This is a genomic window from Coprobacillus sp. AF33-1AC (genome assembly GCF_003475785.1).
GTDB lineage: Bacteria > Bacillota_I > Bacilli_A > Erysipelotrichales > Coprobacillaceae > Faecalibacillus.
In genome coordinates, this window is sequence record NZ_QRQB01000037.1 from 1 (window position 1) to 14,931 (window position 14,931).

At 30.5% G+C, this 14,931-nt stretch carries 16 protein-coding genes and 3 tRNA genes; 12 read left to right on the forward strand and 7 right to left on the reverse strand.

Going from position 1 to position 14,931, the window contains the following annotated elements:
• Nucleotides 1-131: 131 nt before the first annotated feature.
• On the forward strand, nt 132-551 hold the full coding sequence (locus DWZ53_RS10490; protein WP_118434122.1) for a MarR family winged helix-turn-helix transcriptional regulator: 420 nt from the start codon (nt 132-134) through the stop codon (nt 549-551).
• Nucleotides 544-1,884, forward strand: coding sequence for an MATE family efflux transporter (locus DWZ53_RS10495; protein ID WP_118434123.1), 1,341 nt, complete (start codon nt 544-546; stop codon nt 1,882-1,884). Before DWZ53_RS10490 ends, DWZ53_RS10495 begins: the two co-directional genes overlap by 8 nt.
• Before the next feature lie 28 nt (nt 1,885-1,912).
• On the opposite strand, the gene DWZ53_RS10500 is transcribed toward DWZ53_RS10495, so the two are convergent.
• Entirely contained in the window at nt 1,913-2,518 is a 606-nt protein-coding gene (locus tag DWZ53_RS10500) for a peptidylprolyl isomerase (protein WP_118434124.1), read from the reverse strand.
• 137 nt (nt 2,519-2,655) lie between these two features.
• Between DWZ53_RS10500 and DWZ53_RS10505 the strand changes: the two genes are divergently transcribed.
• The 5 genes from DWZ53_RS10505 (at nt 2,656) to DWZ53_RS10525 (ending at nt 6,724) form a co-directional block, all read left to right on the forward strand.
• On the forward strand, nt 2,656-3,474 hold the full coding sequence (locus DWZ53_RS10505; RefSeq protein WP_118434125.1) for a pyridoxamine kinase: 819 nt from the start codon (nt 2,656-2,658) through the stop codon (nt 3,472-3,474).
• Between the two features lies 1 nt (nt 3,475).
• Complete coding sequence (locus tag DWZ53_RS10510) at nt 3,476-4,117, forward strand: TatD family nuclease-associated radical SAM protein (protein WP_118434126.1); 642 nt, start codon at nt 3,476-3,478, stop codon at nt 4,115-4,117.
• Nucleotides 4,118-4,133: 16 nt separating this feature from the next.
• Nucleotides 4,134-4,868 (forward strand): tyrosine-protein phosphatase, encoded by a 735-nt coding sequence (locus DWZ53_RS10515; protein WP_118434127.1) that lies wholly within the window; start codon nt 4,134-4,136, stop codon nt 4,866-4,868.
• Nucleotides 4,869-4,916: 48 nt separating this feature from the next.
• The gene (locus DWZ53_RS10520) at nt 4,917-5,315 is read left to right on the forward strand and encodes an MG284/MPN403 family protein (protein WP_118434128.1); all 399 of its coding nucleotides are present in this window, start codon (nt 4,917-4,919) and stop codon (nt 5,313-5,315) included.
• A gap of 86 nt (nt 5,316-5,401) precedes the next feature.
• Nucleotides 5,402-6,724 (forward strand): NCS2 family permease, encoded by a 1,323-nt coding sequence (locus DWZ53_RS10525; protein ID WP_118434129.1) that lies wholly within the window; start codon nt 5,402-5,404, stop codon nt 6,722-6,724.
• 56 nt (nt 6,725-6,780) lie between these two features.
• Here the strand turns inward: DWZ53_RS10525 and DWZ53_RS10530 are convergent, their stop codons facing one another.
• Entirely contained in the window at nt 6,781-7,782 is a 1,002-nt protein-coding gene (locus DWZ53_RS10530; RefSeq protein WP_118434130.1) for a 2-hydroxyacid dehydrogenase, read from the reverse strand.
• Between the two features lie 163 nt (nt 7,783-7,945).
• Here DWZ53_RS10530 and DWZ53_RS10535 point away from each other — a divergent pair, with 163 nt between their 5' ends.
• Together DWZ53_RS10535 and DWZ53_RS10540 are read left to right on the forward strand one after the other, a co-directional pair.
• Complete coding sequence (locus tag DWZ53_RS10535; RefSeq protein ID WP_118434131.1) at nt 7,946-8,695, forward strand: exodeoxyribonuclease III; 750 nt, start codon at nt 7,946-7,948, stop codon at nt 8,693-8,695.
• A gap of 193 nt (nt 8,696-8,888) precedes the next feature.
• Complete coding sequence (locus DWZ53_RS10540) at nt 8,889-10,199, forward strand: PLP-dependent aminotransferase family protein (protein WP_118434132.1); 1,311 nt, start codon at nt 8,889-8,891, stop codon at nt 10,197-10,199.
• 21 nt (nt 10,200-10,220) lie between these two features.
• Here DWZ53_RS10540 and DWZ53_RS10545 read toward each other — a convergent pair whose 3' ends face one another.
• Together DWZ53_RS10545 and DWZ53_RS10550 are read right to left on the reverse strand one after the other, a co-directional pair.
• Nucleotides 10,221-11,456: a 6-phosphofructokinase gene (locus tag DWZ53_RS10545; RefSeq protein WP_118434133.1), complete on the reverse strand. Its 1,236-nt coding sequence runs from the start codon at nt 11,454-11,456 to the stop codon at nt 10,221-10,223.
• A 78-nt stretch (nt 11,457-11,534) separates the two neighbouring features.
• Entirely contained in the window at nt 11,535-12,200 is a 666-nt protein-coding gene (locus tag DWZ53_RS10550) for a hypothetical protein (RefSeq protein WP_118434134.1), read from the reverse strand.
• A 136-nt stretch (nt 12,201-12,336) separates the two neighbouring features.
• On the opposite strand from DWZ53_RS10550, the gene DWZ53_RS10555 reads away from it, so the two are divergent.
• The 3 genes from DWZ53_RS10555 to DWZ53_RS10565 all read left to right on the forward strand — a co-directional run bounded on the left by DWZ53_RS10555 (nt 12,337) and on the right by DWZ53_RS10565 (nt 14,512).
• On the forward strand, nt 12,337-12,756 hold the full coding sequence (locus DWZ53_RS10555) for a hypothetical protein (protein ID WP_118434135.1): 420 nt from the start codon (nt 12,337-12,339) through the stop codon (nt 12,754-12,756).
• 136 nt (nt 12,757-12,892) lie between these two features.
• Nucleotides 12,893-13,231 (forward strand): P-II family nitrogen regulator, encoded by a 339-nt coding sequence (locus tag DWZ53_RS10560; RefSeq protein ID WP_118434136.1) that lies wholly within the window; start codon nt 12,893-12,895, stop codon nt 13,229-13,231.
• 33 nt (nt 13,232-13,264) lie between these two features.
• Nucleotides 13,265-14,512, forward strand: a complete 1,248-nt coding sequence (locus DWZ53_RS10565) for an ammonium transporter (RefSeq protein ID WP_118434137.1) — start codon at nt 13,265-13,267, stop codon at nt 14,510-14,512.
• Between the two features lie 89 nt (nt 14,513-14,601).
• Here DWZ53_RS10565 and DWZ53_RS10570 read toward each other — a convergent pair.
• From DWZ53_RS10570 to DWZ53_RS10580, 3 genes are all read right to left on the reverse strand, one after another.
• Nucleotides 14,602-14,677 (reverse strand) — tRNA-Phe (locus tag DWZ53_RS10570).
• 3 nt (nt 14,678-14,680) lie between these two features.
• Nucleotides 14,681-14,757, reverse strand: a tRNA-Asp gene (locus DWZ53_RS10575).
• Nucleotides 14,758-14,760: 3 nt separating this feature from the next.
• Nucleotides 14,761-14,837 (reverse strand) — tRNA-Met (locus DWZ53_RS10580).
• Nucleotides 14,838-14,931 lie beyond the last annotated feature (94 nt).

Genomic DNA, 14,931 nt, shown 5'->3' on the forward strand with positions numbered 1-14,931 from the left:
TAACAAATTTTAAAAAGACTGTCGATAGTCAATTTGTCAACAGTCTGTAAGAAGAGTGTAACTCTTCTTTTTTTTATTGACAAAAAAGAATATTATCTATATAGTTGATATATCAACTAATAGGAGAGATTATGAGAATCGGTGGTATTATTAATTTTATCGCAAATCAAAGTTCAGCAAAGATAAATGAACACTTAAAAACAAAAGGAATTAGCCATGGTGAAGCAAGAGTAATTCATTTACTTTATCATCAAGACGGTTTATTACAGGAAAAATTAACGAAACTATTGTTAATTGATAAAAGTGCAGTAACCCGGATATTAAAAAACATGGAAGAAAAAGGGTTAATCATTAAACAGATATCTTTAAAAGATAAAAGAAATTATGAAATATATTTGACTTCAAAAGGGAGAAGTCTATATTCATTTATTGATCAAGCATTTGAAAATGTTTCTAATAAAATGGTTAATGGTTTGAATTTATTAGAAAAAGAACAATTAAATCAAATGTTACATACACTAGCAAAAAATATGGAGGAATTTTATGAATGATGAAAGAATGAAAAATAATAAAATACTTCCTTTATTAGTGGAATTTTCATTACCAGCTATTATAGGAATGTTAGTTAATGCAATCTATAATGTTGTAGACCGCATTTTTATTGGTAATGCGCCACAACTTGGAGCGTTAGGATTAGCTGGAATTAGTATTACTTATCCAGTTACGCTTATTTTAATGGCCATTTCGTTAATGATAGGAGTTGGTGGAGCAACTCGCTTTTCGATAGCTTTAGGAATGGGAAAACGTGAAGATGCTGCTAAATATATGGGGAATGGTTTGACTCTTACAGTAATACTGGGTCTAATATTTACAATTGCAGGGTGTTTATTTTTAAATCCTATTTTAAAAATATTAGGAGCAAGTCAACAAGTATTGCCTTACGCTCAACGTTATTTAAGTATTATTTTATATGGTTCAGTATTTCAATGTGTAGCCATGGCTGGAAATAATTTTTCTAGAGCACAAGGAAATCCTAAAAATGCAATGGTTTCTCAATTGATAGGAGCAGGTTTTAATATTTTATTTGATTATATTTTAATTGTTTGTTTTAAAATGGGCATGGAAGGAGCAGCCCTTGCTACAATAGGTGGACAGTTTTTAAGTGCTATCTGGCAACTTGTCTTTTTATTTGGTAAAAGAACAATTATATCTTTAAATTTATCATTAATGAAATTGAAATGGCTTTATGCTATAGATATTATCAAAACGGGTATTCCTGCTTTTTTAATGCAAATGTCAAATAGTGTCTTGAATATTATATTAAATGCAACCTTGCTTCAATATGGAGGAGATGTTGCTTTAAGTGCTATCGGAATTGTTACCAGTGTACAAACTATTTTGTTAATGCCACTTACAGGATTAACTCAAGGTCAACAGCCTTTGATTTCTTATAATTATGGAGCACGATTAATGGATCGTGTTAAAGAAACTTTAAAATATGCAATGATGGGTGCTATCATTATTGATCTTATTGGTTTTATAGGAGTTGAATTTTTTACCAAGACAATTGTTTATATGTTCAACAATGACCAAAGTGTGGTTTCTTTAGGTGTAGATTCTTTAAGAATATGGTTTATGATGTTACCGGTTATTGGTATTCAAATTGTATGTGCTAATTATTTTCAAGCAGTTGGTAAAATTACAGTATCTAGTTTTTTAAATTTATTAAGACAAGTTATTATTTTAATACCAGCTATTTTATTGTTGGCTCATATATTTGGCTTATATGGAATTTTTTATGCTGTTCCGTTTGCGGATGCATGTGCTTTTATCATCACAGTTATTTTATTAATAAGAGAATTAAAAAAAGAAGGCGTAATGTAAAAAAATGGAATGAGTTTAACTCATTCCATTACATTTTTTTAACAGTAATTTTTTTGATTACTGGCTGATTTTCTTTAGCTACAGTACCATTATCATCTGTAGAAGGGACATTATTAGCAATTTGATCAACAACATCCATTCCTTCATATACATGACCAAAAGCAGCGTATTGACCATCTAAGTGAGTTGCATCTTGAACACAAATAAAGAATTGACTACTAGCACTATCATTATCTTGACTTCTTGCCATTGAAATAGCACCACGTGTATGACTGATTTGGTTTTTTACACCATTTTCACTAAATTCACCTTTAATTGTCTTTTTTGATCCTCCAGTACCATCACCATTTGGATCACCACCTTGAATAACAAAATCTTTGATTATACGATGGAAAGTTAAACCATTATAAAAACCAGATTTAGCAAGCTTAACAAAGTTAGTGACGGTAATCGGTGTATTATCTGCATCTATTTCAGCTTTAATTGTTCCATAATTTTCAACTTCTATTGTGACTTGATAATTTCCTTTTAAGTATGTTGTTTTTGCTTTTTTTGTTGTATCTTTAGTATTAGAACAGCCAACTAAAAAAATAAAGCATAAACAAATAATTAAGATTGATTTTATTTTTTTCATATGTGCCTCCTGAGATTTATTATACCAAATCATTTTTATAGAAACAAATAGAGCTTATCTGTCTTTTGAAAAATTATTAAATTGGTGCTATTTATCATTACAGTCTTATGATAAAATAGGCAAGAGAGGTTTATATTATGAGACAAAAACGAATTGTATTAATTAATGATGTAACAGGATATAGTCGTTGTTCAGTAGCTTGTCAGTTACCGATTATTTCATCAATGGGAATTGAAACAGTGTTTGTTCCTACGGCTATTTTATCTATCAATACTTATCATCCGGATTTCTTTTTTGATGATTATACTGATAAAATGACAGCATATATTCAAACATACAAAACAATGAATGTTGAATTTGATGGGATTTGTAGTGGTTTTTTAGGGTCTGTTAAACAAATAGATATTGTTAAGGATTTCTTTAAATCTTTCAAAACAGATCAAAACTTTATTTTAGTTGACCCAGTTATGGGAGATCATGGTCATTTGTATCCTACTTATACTAAACAGATGCAAGAGAAAATGAGGGATTTAATGCCTTATGCTACAATTGTGACACCTAATTTAACTGAATTATGTGCTTTAATTGATGAAGAGTATCATGAAACTTATGATGACCAAGAATTATTTAGAATGTGTCAAAAATTAAGTAAGATGGGACCACAACTTATTGTTGTTACAGGAATTTCTCATGGACAAAAGATATTAAATTTTGTATATGATCATGGACAATACTATCGCGTTGAAGTTGATCGTATTGGTGAAGATCGCAGTGGGACAGGTGATGTTTATAGTGCAATTATTGCAGGACGTTATTTACAAGGATGTTCTTTTTTACAGTGTGTAAAACAAGCTGCTGCGTTTGCGTCTAAATGTATTGCGTATTCTAAAAGTATTGAAGCACATCCACATTTGGGGTTATGCTTTGAACCATTTTTAAAGGAATTGGGGGATTAAAATGATATTATATACTTTGTATGGTAATTCTTATATTGATTTAAAACATGTATCTGATTTAAAAGGGATAACATGTTATGTCAATTCAACAAATCGTTGTCAATGTTCTTGCACTTTTTGTTTAAGACAAACTAAAGAAATGATGGAAGGCAATTCTTTATGGTTAAAAGAAGAACCTACTGTAGAAGAAATTTGTCATGAATTTGATTTGTATCAATTAGATGATTTTAAAGAAGTTGTTTTTTGTGGATTTGGTGAACCTTTATTAAGACATGAAGATTTAATGGAAGTAGCAAAGTACTTAAAACAAAGAAAACCAGATATAAAAATAAGAATTAATACCAATGGGTTATCATCTTTATCATGGAAAAGAGATATTACTCCTGAATTTAAGGGACTTATTGATACTGTATCTGTTTCTTTAAATGCAAGTAATAAGGAAGAATATTATCGTTTAACAAGAAGTCGTTTTGGTATTGACTCTTTTGATGAAATGTTAAAATTTGCGAGTAAAGCAAAACAATATGTTCCTCATGTTGTTTTAACTGTTGTTGATATTATTGGTGAAGAAGAAATTAATAAATGTCAAAAGATTGCTGATGAAATTGGAGTAACTCTAAGAGTACGTCCGTTTGAAAAATAGAAAAGGAGATTAAATTATGATGCAATTAAGCCGTGAAGAACGTTTACTTCACATACCTCATGTTACCAATGTTCGTGATTTAGGTGGTTATGAAACACAAGATGGTTATTATACAAAAGCTCATAAATTTATACGTAGTGCATGTCCTAGCAAAATAGATGAGGCAGGAAAAAAACAATTATATGATTATGGTATTCGTACTGTTGTTGATTTGAGAAGCCCTTTTGAGGTAGAACAACTGCCACATCCTTTAAAAGAATATCAAGACATCGAATATTATCACATTGATTTATTACAATCACAAAACTTTTCTTTGATTGCTGATAATATTAAAGAATACCAAGATTTAAGTGGTTTCTATATTTTTATGATTGAAGCAAATAAAAATCAAATGAAGAAAATATTTGAAATCTTTTACGAGCATCCTTATGACGCTATTATGTTTAATTGTTCAGCGGGAAAAGATCGAACAGGTGTTGTTTCTGCTTTATTATTAGATTTAGCAGGGTGCCATGAATATGATATTGTCAAAGATTATTCGGAATCATTTGAAAATAATAAACCTATTCTTGATCAATTAAAGGGAATGATTAAGGAAGAAGATGAAAAGTTCTTAGGTTCTGATCCTCGAATCATGATGAAATTTTTAGCATATTTAAGAGAAACATATGGAAGTGCAAAGGAATATTTGCTTCAATGTGGGTTAGATGAAGAACAAATTCAAGAAATTAAAGAAAATTTAACAATTTAAAAGAAAAACACCTTTTATTTGTATATATATAAATAGGAGGTGTTTTTTATGAAAAATATTATGGCGTTGACATTTCGCCAAAAACAGGAAGTTCTAGAACAAATCTTTAGAGAGTATCGACGAGATAAGTTTAATTTAAAACGTTTAGAAAATAAAAATTTCTATCCGGAATTAAATTATGGCATTGTTAGGGAAGGTAAACAAGGCTATCAATCAGGGAAAAGTAAAATTGAGCATTATGTTGAAAAGAAAGAGGAGTTAGAAAATAAAATTGATATGTTTGAAGAAATTGTTGCTTTGTTAAGTGAAGAAAATCAAAAGATAATTATTCATGAATTTATGAATCAGGCACCAAATAATTGGTGGATGGATTATTATTCTAGAAGTACTTATTATCGTATGAAAAGTAGAGCGATGGAAGAATTATTATTTTATCTGAATTTATGATGATGAGATAGATTTAATTTGTTGAAAAATAGCAAAAAAACCTTATAATAAAGGAGTATTAAATTTTATGTAAGGGAGACTATTTAATGCTAGAAAAACTTTTTAAACTTAATGAAAAGGGAACAAATGTTAAAACAGAAGTCATTGGTGGTGTGACAACATTTTTAGCTATGGCTTATATTTTAGCAGTTAATCCCAACATGCTTCAACAAACTGGATTATCTTATGGTGGTGTCTTTTTAGCGACAGCTTTATCATCTGGTATTGCAACATTAATTATGGGATTGCTTGCTAATTATCCGGTGGCTTTGGCACCAGGTATGGGTGTTAATGCATTATTTACTTATACTCTTGTTATGACAATGGGATATAGTCCTGCTGCTGCTTTAGCTGCTGTCTTTACTTCAGGAGTTATCTTTTTACTTATTTCAGTAACTGGTGTAAGAAAAGCGATTATTAATGCTATTCCACAACAATTAAAATTAGCAATTGGGGCAGGAATTGGTTTCTTTATTGCTTTTATTGGTTTTAAAAATTCTGGAATTATTGTAAGTGATCAATCTACATATGTAGCATTAGGAAACTTATCTAGTCCTGCTGTTTTACTTGCAGTATTTGGAATTATTATTACTATTATCTTTATGGCAAAAAAAGTACCTGCTGCTGTATTCTATGGTTTAGTTGTTACAGCTGTTGTAGGTATTGTTTTAGGATTGTGTGGAGTTTCAGGAATGCCTAAGATGCCTTCAGCTATTATTTCTACAAAAATTGATACAAGTGGATTTGGATTATTTATGAGTGGATTTCAAGAATTATTCTCACATCCAAGTTGTATTGTAGGTATTTTCTCATTATTATTTGTTGATTTCTTTGATACAGCTGGAACTTTAATTTCAGTTGCAAACAAAACAAATTTAGTTGATGAAAATGGAGAATTAGACAATATCGAACAAGCCCTTGTTGCTGATTCAGTAGGTACTGTTGTAGGAGCTTGTTTAGGAACTTCTACAGTAACTTCATTTGTTGAATCTACAGCAGGTGTTGAAGCTGGAGGAAGAACTGGTTTAACTGCTTGTGTTACTGCTGTTTTATTCTTCTTATCAATTTTATTTGCACCGGTATTAAGTGTTGTTACAAACGCTGTAACAGCTCCTGCTTTAGTAGCTGTTGGTATTTCTATGGCAAGTCAATTAGGTGGAATTGATTGGGATGATGTTGTATTTGCAGCAAGTGGATTTATTACTGTTATTACAATGTTGTTAACTTATTCTATTAGTGATGGTATTGCTTTAGGATTTATTGTTTATGGTTTAACAATGATTTTTACTGGACGTGCAAAAGAAGTTAAAGGAATTGTTTGGGGATTATTAATCCTGTTTATAGCTTATTTTGTAAGTTTATATTTATAAAAAAAGGGCAGAGCCCTTTTTTTATTAAGATAAACTGGAGGCATAATATGGTCTCCTTATTTATTGATAACACTTGTTGGATTACCTTGATAGTAATTGATAAAATTTTGAATTGCTAAATCAATTGTTCTATATCTTGCTTCATCAGCTAACCAGGCTACATGTCCTGTTACTATAGAACGTGGATGTTGGATAAGGGGAGTCGGTTTTTGAGGATTTTCATCGGTTAATACATCAAGACCAACGCTATATATTTTGTTGCTATTTAATGCTTCAACTAATGCATCTTCATCAATAAGTTTTCCTCTTGCAGTATTAATAATAATGACACCGTCTTTCATTTTATTAATGGTATCTCTATTGATTATTTTTTCGGTCTGTGAAGTAAGAGGACAGTGTAATGAGATAATATCAGATTGTGATAAAAGTTCATCTAGAGATACTTGTTCAATAAAGTTGTATTGAGGATCCTCTTTTTTAAATAAGTCATAACCGATAACATGACAACCAAAGCCATGAGCTATTTTAGCAAAGTGGTAACCAATTGCCCCTAAACCAATAACACCTACTGTTTTATCAGTTATTTCTATATGTCGATTTGTAGCCAGACAAAAGGGATTATCTTTGTTTTTAAAATAATCTATTTTTGTATAGTGACATTGGTCGCTTACATGATGACAAATTTCTAATAATAGAGCCATTGCATATTGTGCAATGGTAGAGGCACCATAGATGGTGTTTGTGATGGTTACACCATAACGTTTGGTCATCTCTTTATCAAATTCTTCAAACCCATGTGAGGTTGTAGCGATATATTTTAAGCGAGGATGATTAATAAATAATTTTTCTATTAAAACATCACTGGTAATCCACATTCCAATTAATGCGTCGTAATCATCTAATAATTGATCATACTCATCAAAACTCATGATTGAATCTTTTTTAATAACAGTATATTCAATATCTTGGTATTTTTTTAATTGATCATATCTTTCTATAAGTTGTTGTGTCGAAATGCTAGGGGTAATACTTTCTCCCTGTAATATAAGTACTTTCATATATTTCCTCCTAATAATTTTTTATTAATGTAATAATATTATTACGATAATAAAAAAATGTCAAAGTATTTATCTTATTATTTTGAATATGATGTAATATAAAAAATAAATATGTTGTAAATGAAAGCGCTTTAGTGTAATATGAATACATGGAGAAATTTTTATGAAGTGTGTAAGTTGGAATGTTAATGGTATAAGAGCATGTATAAATAAAGGTTTTTTTGATGTTGTTAAACAAATGGATGCAGATTTCTTTTGTGTACAAGAAACAAAAATGCAAGAAGGGCAAGCGGATATTAATATAGAAGGTTATTATCATTATTTAAATAGTGCTGAAAAAAAGGGTTACAGTGGGACATTGATTTATACTAAACAAAAACCTATTTCAGTCTTTTATGGAATGAATAATGAAGATTTTGATCAAGAGGGAAGATTGATCACATTAGAATATCCAAATTATTATTTTATAACTTGCTACACGCCAAATAGTCAAAATGAATTAAAACGTTTGGATTATAGAATGGAATGGGAAGAATATTTTTTGAAATATTTAGATTCTTTAGATAAACCTGTTATATTATGCGGAGATTTAAATGTAGCTCATCAAGAGATTGATTTAAAAAATCCAAAAACAAATAGGACTAATCCAGGGTTTACTGATCAAGAAAGAAGTTGTATGAGTAAGCTATTGAATCATGGTTATATAGATACATTTCGTTATCTGTATCCAAGTGTAGAAGAGGTTTACTCATGGTGGTCTTATCGTTTTCAAGCGAGAAAGAAAAATGCAGGATGGAGGATTGATTATTTTATTGTTTCCCAATCATTAAAAGACTGCATTATTGATGCTTCAATTGAAACGGAAATAATGGGTAGTGATCATTGCCCAGTTACTTTAACTATCAATTTATAAAACAAGTGGAGGTTTAATCATGCAATCATCGTTTTCACCGGTTTCGTTGTGTGCAGCGGTTATTTTAGTTGCTATTGTTATTGTTGTAGCGACATGTTATTTACGTGAAAAAATGAGAGAAAAGTAAGAGGATGCTAAGCATCTTTTTATTTTTTTTATGAATGTGTTACAATGCATTTAAATGGAGAATAGTATGAAAGAGTTTAAATATGAAAAAGTATATCAGTCAATTGTAAGTGATATTAATGATGGTTATTTACATTATCAAGAGAAACTGCCATCCGTTAGAAAGATGGCGGAGAAAAGGGGAGTAAGCAGAACAACGGTAGAAAATGCTTATGTACAGTTATTGAATGAAGGGTATATTTATTCGAAAGAAAAGGTTGGTTATTTTGTTAGAATTCAAGATCCAGTTTCAAATCAGTTAACCCTTAATCGAAAATCGATGTTAAAGGAAGTTAAATATGATTATGATTTTTCTGGTCAAAAAGTAGATGATGAAAGTTTTAATATTGAAGTATGGAAAAGATATATAAAAAAAGCACTTAAGTATTCGGATGAATTAACATGTTATGGAAATCATAGCGGAGAAGAAATATTAAAAATACAATTACAAAATTATTGTCAAAATAATCGAGGCGTTAAAAGACCGATTGATTCATACGTTATTGGTGCAGGTTTTCAGGTACTGTTATATTATGTTTGTGCGCTATTTGATGATGATATTACTGTTGGTGTAGATGAGAGTGGTTTTGTACAAGGTGAAGCTGTTTTTCATGATTGTCATATGCATATAGTTAAATTAAAAAGTGATCATGAGGGAATTATTATTGATGAACTCAAACGCAATCATGTTAATTTAATTTATGTAAATAGTTCTTCAGGAGGATATCATGGTCATCCTATCAAGCAACAAAGAAGAAATGAATTAATCAAATATGCACATGATTATAATGCATATATTATTGAAGATGATCATAATGGTGAATTAATGTTTAATAGTAAACCAATTGATGCTATGGCTAAATTTGATAACCAACGTATTTTTTATATAGGTTCATTTTCTAAATTATTATTACCATCAATAAGAATGAGTTATCTAGCTTTACCAATTCCATTTTTAGAACAATTTAAAATAAAAATGAAATATTATCATCCGACTGCATCAAAATTGGAACAATTAGCCTTAGCTTTATATATTGAAGATGGACAATTATCAAGACATCTAAAGCGCCTTAGAAAACACTATTATGTTAAAAGTAATAAAATGCTAGAGCTTTTGAAAGATTCTTTTCCTCAGCATCACTTTGAGTTATATGAAACATCATTGATGATTACAATGTCAGTAGATCAAGATAAGATTGATAGCTACATTGACTTAGCTAAGGAAAATCATATTTTAGTTGCCAAAAACTCCTATCATCAAATTGCTTTATCTATTTCGGGAATGATATTAGAAGATATTGAAAAAGCAATCTTATTGTTAAAAAGAATTTGGAAATAAAAAAGTCACATTGAAATGTGACTATTTTTGTAAATGTTTACAACTATAATATGCTGGAATACCATTTTTATATTGAATATGAACTTCACCTTGAATTAATGGATATAAGTAATCATATAATTCTTGATTAATATCATTTCCGGCTTCATTAATCCAATTTCTAGGAATTTTTTGTTCTAGGTTTGCAATATCTCTTACATCACTTGAAATATAATCAATATGATATGGATCATTACATAATCGTTTGAATCCCATAACTTGTCCTGATTTACCTTCAAGAGCAGTTTCAATTGCTTTTTGACCTACAACAAATGATTCATTTAAATCTGTTTTACTTCCAATGTGCATAGCACATCTTTGTAAAACATTTAACTCGATACTTCTTACTTTACATCCAAACTCTTTAAATACTAAAGATTCTAACATTTTTCCTGTTCCAGAATGTAATACATGACCAAAAGCATCTTTTTTAGCGTATTTACTATCATCATCTAAGAAGTGTCCATCTTTATCTTTGATTCCTTCACTCACTGCGATAACAACACATCTTTTTTTCTTAAATACTTCATGAATATCTTGTAAAAATTTATCTTTATCAAAAACAACTTCTGGTAGATAAATTAGATCGGGTGCTTCGTTATATTCATTTCTAGCAAGAGCAGCAGCAGCAGTAAGCCAACCTGCATTACGTCCCATGATTTCAATGATCGTAACAGATTGTAATTGATAGATTAAACTATCATGTACGACTTCTAATATTGATGTTGCTACATATTTTGCGGCTGAACCAAAACCAGGAGTATGATCTGTACCCATTAAGTCATTATCGATTGTTTTAGGAATACCTATAAAATGAATAGGGCTTTGAATATGACGAGCATATTCATCTAATTTCATGACAGTGTCCATAGAATCATTTCCACCTATGTAGAAAAAATCAGTAATTTCTAAATCAGTTAAAATTTTAAATAAGTCTTCATAAACTTGAATATTGTCTTGATGCGTTGGTAATTTAAAACGACAAGATCCTAAATACATTGCAGGTGTTTGTTTTAAAGCGTTAATTTTTTCACCATTATCAAATTCTTCTAATAGGTCCATATATTGACCATCTAATAAACCTTTAATTCCATTAATCATGCCATATACATGGTTAAATTCTTTACTTGATTTGGCACGATGAATAATTCCGGCAAGACTTGCATTAATTGCGATTGTGGGTCCTCCAGATTGTCCAATAATACAATTTCTTTTCATTTTGCTTTTTCTCCTTAACCAGACATATTCTATCACTTTATGCTATGAAAAAAAAGATTTCAAGAATTTTTTATTTTCTTAAAATCTCTTTATGAGATATTTTTTACTTAGAATTGAAATGAGCAAAACTAACAAAATGATAAAGATGAATATATAGAGAGTCTTAAAGTGATGATTAGTACACTGTACCACCAGAGTAGGAACTTTTTCTTTTTGAATGATTTCAACTAAATCAATTGTTAGCTCATTATCGTGAATTTCTCCGATGGAAGCTGTTTTTATTGGTTTTGGGAATATAAGGTGGAGAGTGAAGGATGTGTTTAAGGTTTTTAAAACATTTATTTGGTCTTTATAGTCTTTAATTTCTGATAAATCAATTTGCTTAAGAACTTCTTTTGGTAAATTAAATCGATATGTTGTTACATCTTTTTCTTTTTTTATATCAAAATAATGATAGATTGTTTTGGCTTGATCTAATGGGGCTGTCATTTTTATCGTTTGTTGATTATTTTTTTTAATAATTTTATAAGTCCAAAGATTTAACTGAGGGCTTGTTTCTTTTATTTGTTTTATGAGTTGAGATGGTGATGTTTTTAATTCCTGATAAATGTTTTTATTTAAATAAAATGTTGTTATAAGGCTTGGTTGTTTATTATCATGTAAATCATAATTAATTTGTAAGTCCATACATCCAGTTAGGATAAATGCTAATAAGCAAATTGAAATTACTTTGATATACTTCATCTTGACCTCCTTATGTTTTATTACAACTAGAAAAGAACAGTTTCCTTTGATATAATTATGACCATAGAATAGAATTTTATGACAAGAAGTCATGTTAAGTTCATATTTTTATTGTATTTTTAAGTAGGTGAATATTATGAAAATAGAAATTGTATATACAACAAAATCTAAACATATGAAAACAGTAGCTGATGAAATGGCACGTTGGGTTAAAACATATGCTAAACCTATTAGTGATTTTAGATATGATCATCAAGTCGATTTATTAGTAATTGGTTTTGATGATTCAATTTTAAAAGATAAAGAGTTAATTCATTTTGTTAATTCATTGAGTCGAACGCAAATAAAAAATGTGTCTTTAGTTAATGCTTTTAATTTCAATACAAAAAAGATGCAAAAAATGATTTCTTTATGTCAAAGAAATGATTTACCACTACTTAGAGAACAGTATACTTTTAAAGCAAAGAGGCAAAAAGGTTTATTAGATCAAGATATAATAGATGGAGCAAGATTATATATAGAAGATATGGTTAATATTGTAAGAAATTACTATTAACCACTTTTTTTATTTTGGCATAATAAAAAATTATTACCATTAATAAAAATATATTGACAATAAATTATCACGATGATATAGTTTTGTTAAGATTTTTGGTGAATCCAAAAAATCAAATAAAAAGGGGGAAACAAGAATGAAAAAGTTAGAGATCATTATCAGACCAGAAAAACTAGAAGTGTTAAAAGAAATTCTAACAGATTGTGGTATTACTGGGATGATGGTTTCCAATATTATGGGGTTTGGTAATCAAATGGGTTACACTCAGCAATATCGTGGAACTAAATATTCAGTTAATTTAGTATCTAAATTACGAGTTGAAACAGTGGTAAAGGAAGAAACTGTTGAAACAATTATTAAAGAGGTAAGTGAAAAATTATCATCAGGTAACGTCGGTGATGGTAAAGTATTTGTTTATCCAGTTGATGAAGCTATGAGAATTCGTACAGGAGAACGTGGCGAAGGAGCTTTATAGAATGTTGTTTAACATAAAAAAGGGGGTAAAATTATGCAAACAACACAGTTATTAAATATTATCTGGGTCTTTCTTGGCGCAGTTTTAGTTATGTTGATGCAAGCAGGATTTGCTATATTGGAATGTGGTTTTACACGTCAAAAAAACGCAAACAATGTATTAATGAAAAATGTAATGGATTTTGCGATAGGATCATTAGTATTTTTGGTAGTAGGTTTTGGATTAATGTTTGGTAAAGATATTGGGGGATTAATTGGTGGATCTGGTTTTGTTGATCCTACTTCATTGGGATTACATGCAAAAGATTTATCACCAGAAGTATTCATTTTCTTTCAAACTGTATTTTGTGCTACAGCAGCGACGATTGTTTCGGGTGCTATGGCTGAAAGAACAAAATTTTCTTCTTATCTTATTTATACACTTGTGATTTCATTAGTCATTTATCCAGTATCAGGACATTGGATTTGGGGCGATGGTTTTCTAGCAAAAATGGGATTTATTGATTATGCGGGATCAGCAGCAGTTCATTCTGTCGGTGGATTTGCAGCGTTAATGGGTGCAATTGTATTAGGACCTAGAATTGGTAAATATAATAGTGATGGTACTGTTAATGCGATACCTGGTCATAATATTCCACTTGGTACATTGGGCGTATTTATTTTATGGTTCTGTTGGTTTGGATTTAACCCAGGTTCTTCATTAGAAGCTGCAACATATGTCGGACACGTTGCTATGACGACTAATTTAGCTGCTTGTGCCGCTGCAGTAACAACCCTATTCTTAACTTGGAAGCGTTATGGAAAACCAGATATTTCTATGACATTGAATGGAATTTTAGCAGGATTGGTTGCGATTACAGCAGGGTGTCATATTATTAGCTTCTATGGAGCAATTGTAGTTGGAATTGTTTCTGGTTTCTTAGTTATATTTGGTATTGAAATCATTGATCAAAAATTCCATATTGATGATCCAGTTGGTGCAGTTGGAGTGCATTGTTTAAACGGTGTATGGGGAACAATTGCAGTTGGTTTATTTGCTTGCAAAACACCGGCAGTAGATGGATCTGTTTTAGGATTATTCTATGGTGGTGGATTTCATCAATTAGGAATTCAATTGTTTGGTATTATCTGTGTAGCATTATGGGTATGTACAACAAGTTTCATTATGTTTAAGACTATTCAACATACTGTTGGCTTAAGAGTTAAACCAAGAGAAGAAGTTGCTGGATTGGATCTTGGAGAACATGGTTCAGAAGCATATCCAGATTTTCTAAAAAAGTAAATAGCTAAAAACTCTAAAGGAAATAGCCTTTAGAGTTTTTTTATGAGTAAAACAAAAAAGGAACTCATAAGAGTTCCTAAATTATCAAATGGTGGTTCCGGGCGGAATCGAACCACCGACACGAGGATTTTCAGTCCTCTGCTCTACCGACTGAGCTACGGAACCATTTGGCGGTCTGGACGGGACTCGAACCCGCGACCTCCGCCGTGACAGGGCGGCATTCTAACCAGCTGAACTACCAGACCTTTTGGTTGCGGGAGAAGGATTTGAACCAACGACCTTCGGGTTATGAGCCCGACGAGCTACCAGACTGCTCCATCCCGCGATATGAATTTTTTAAATGGCGGAGATTGAGGGATTCGAACCCCCGCAGGACGTTAATCCTCTGCTGGTTTTCAAGACCAGTCCCTTCAGCCAGA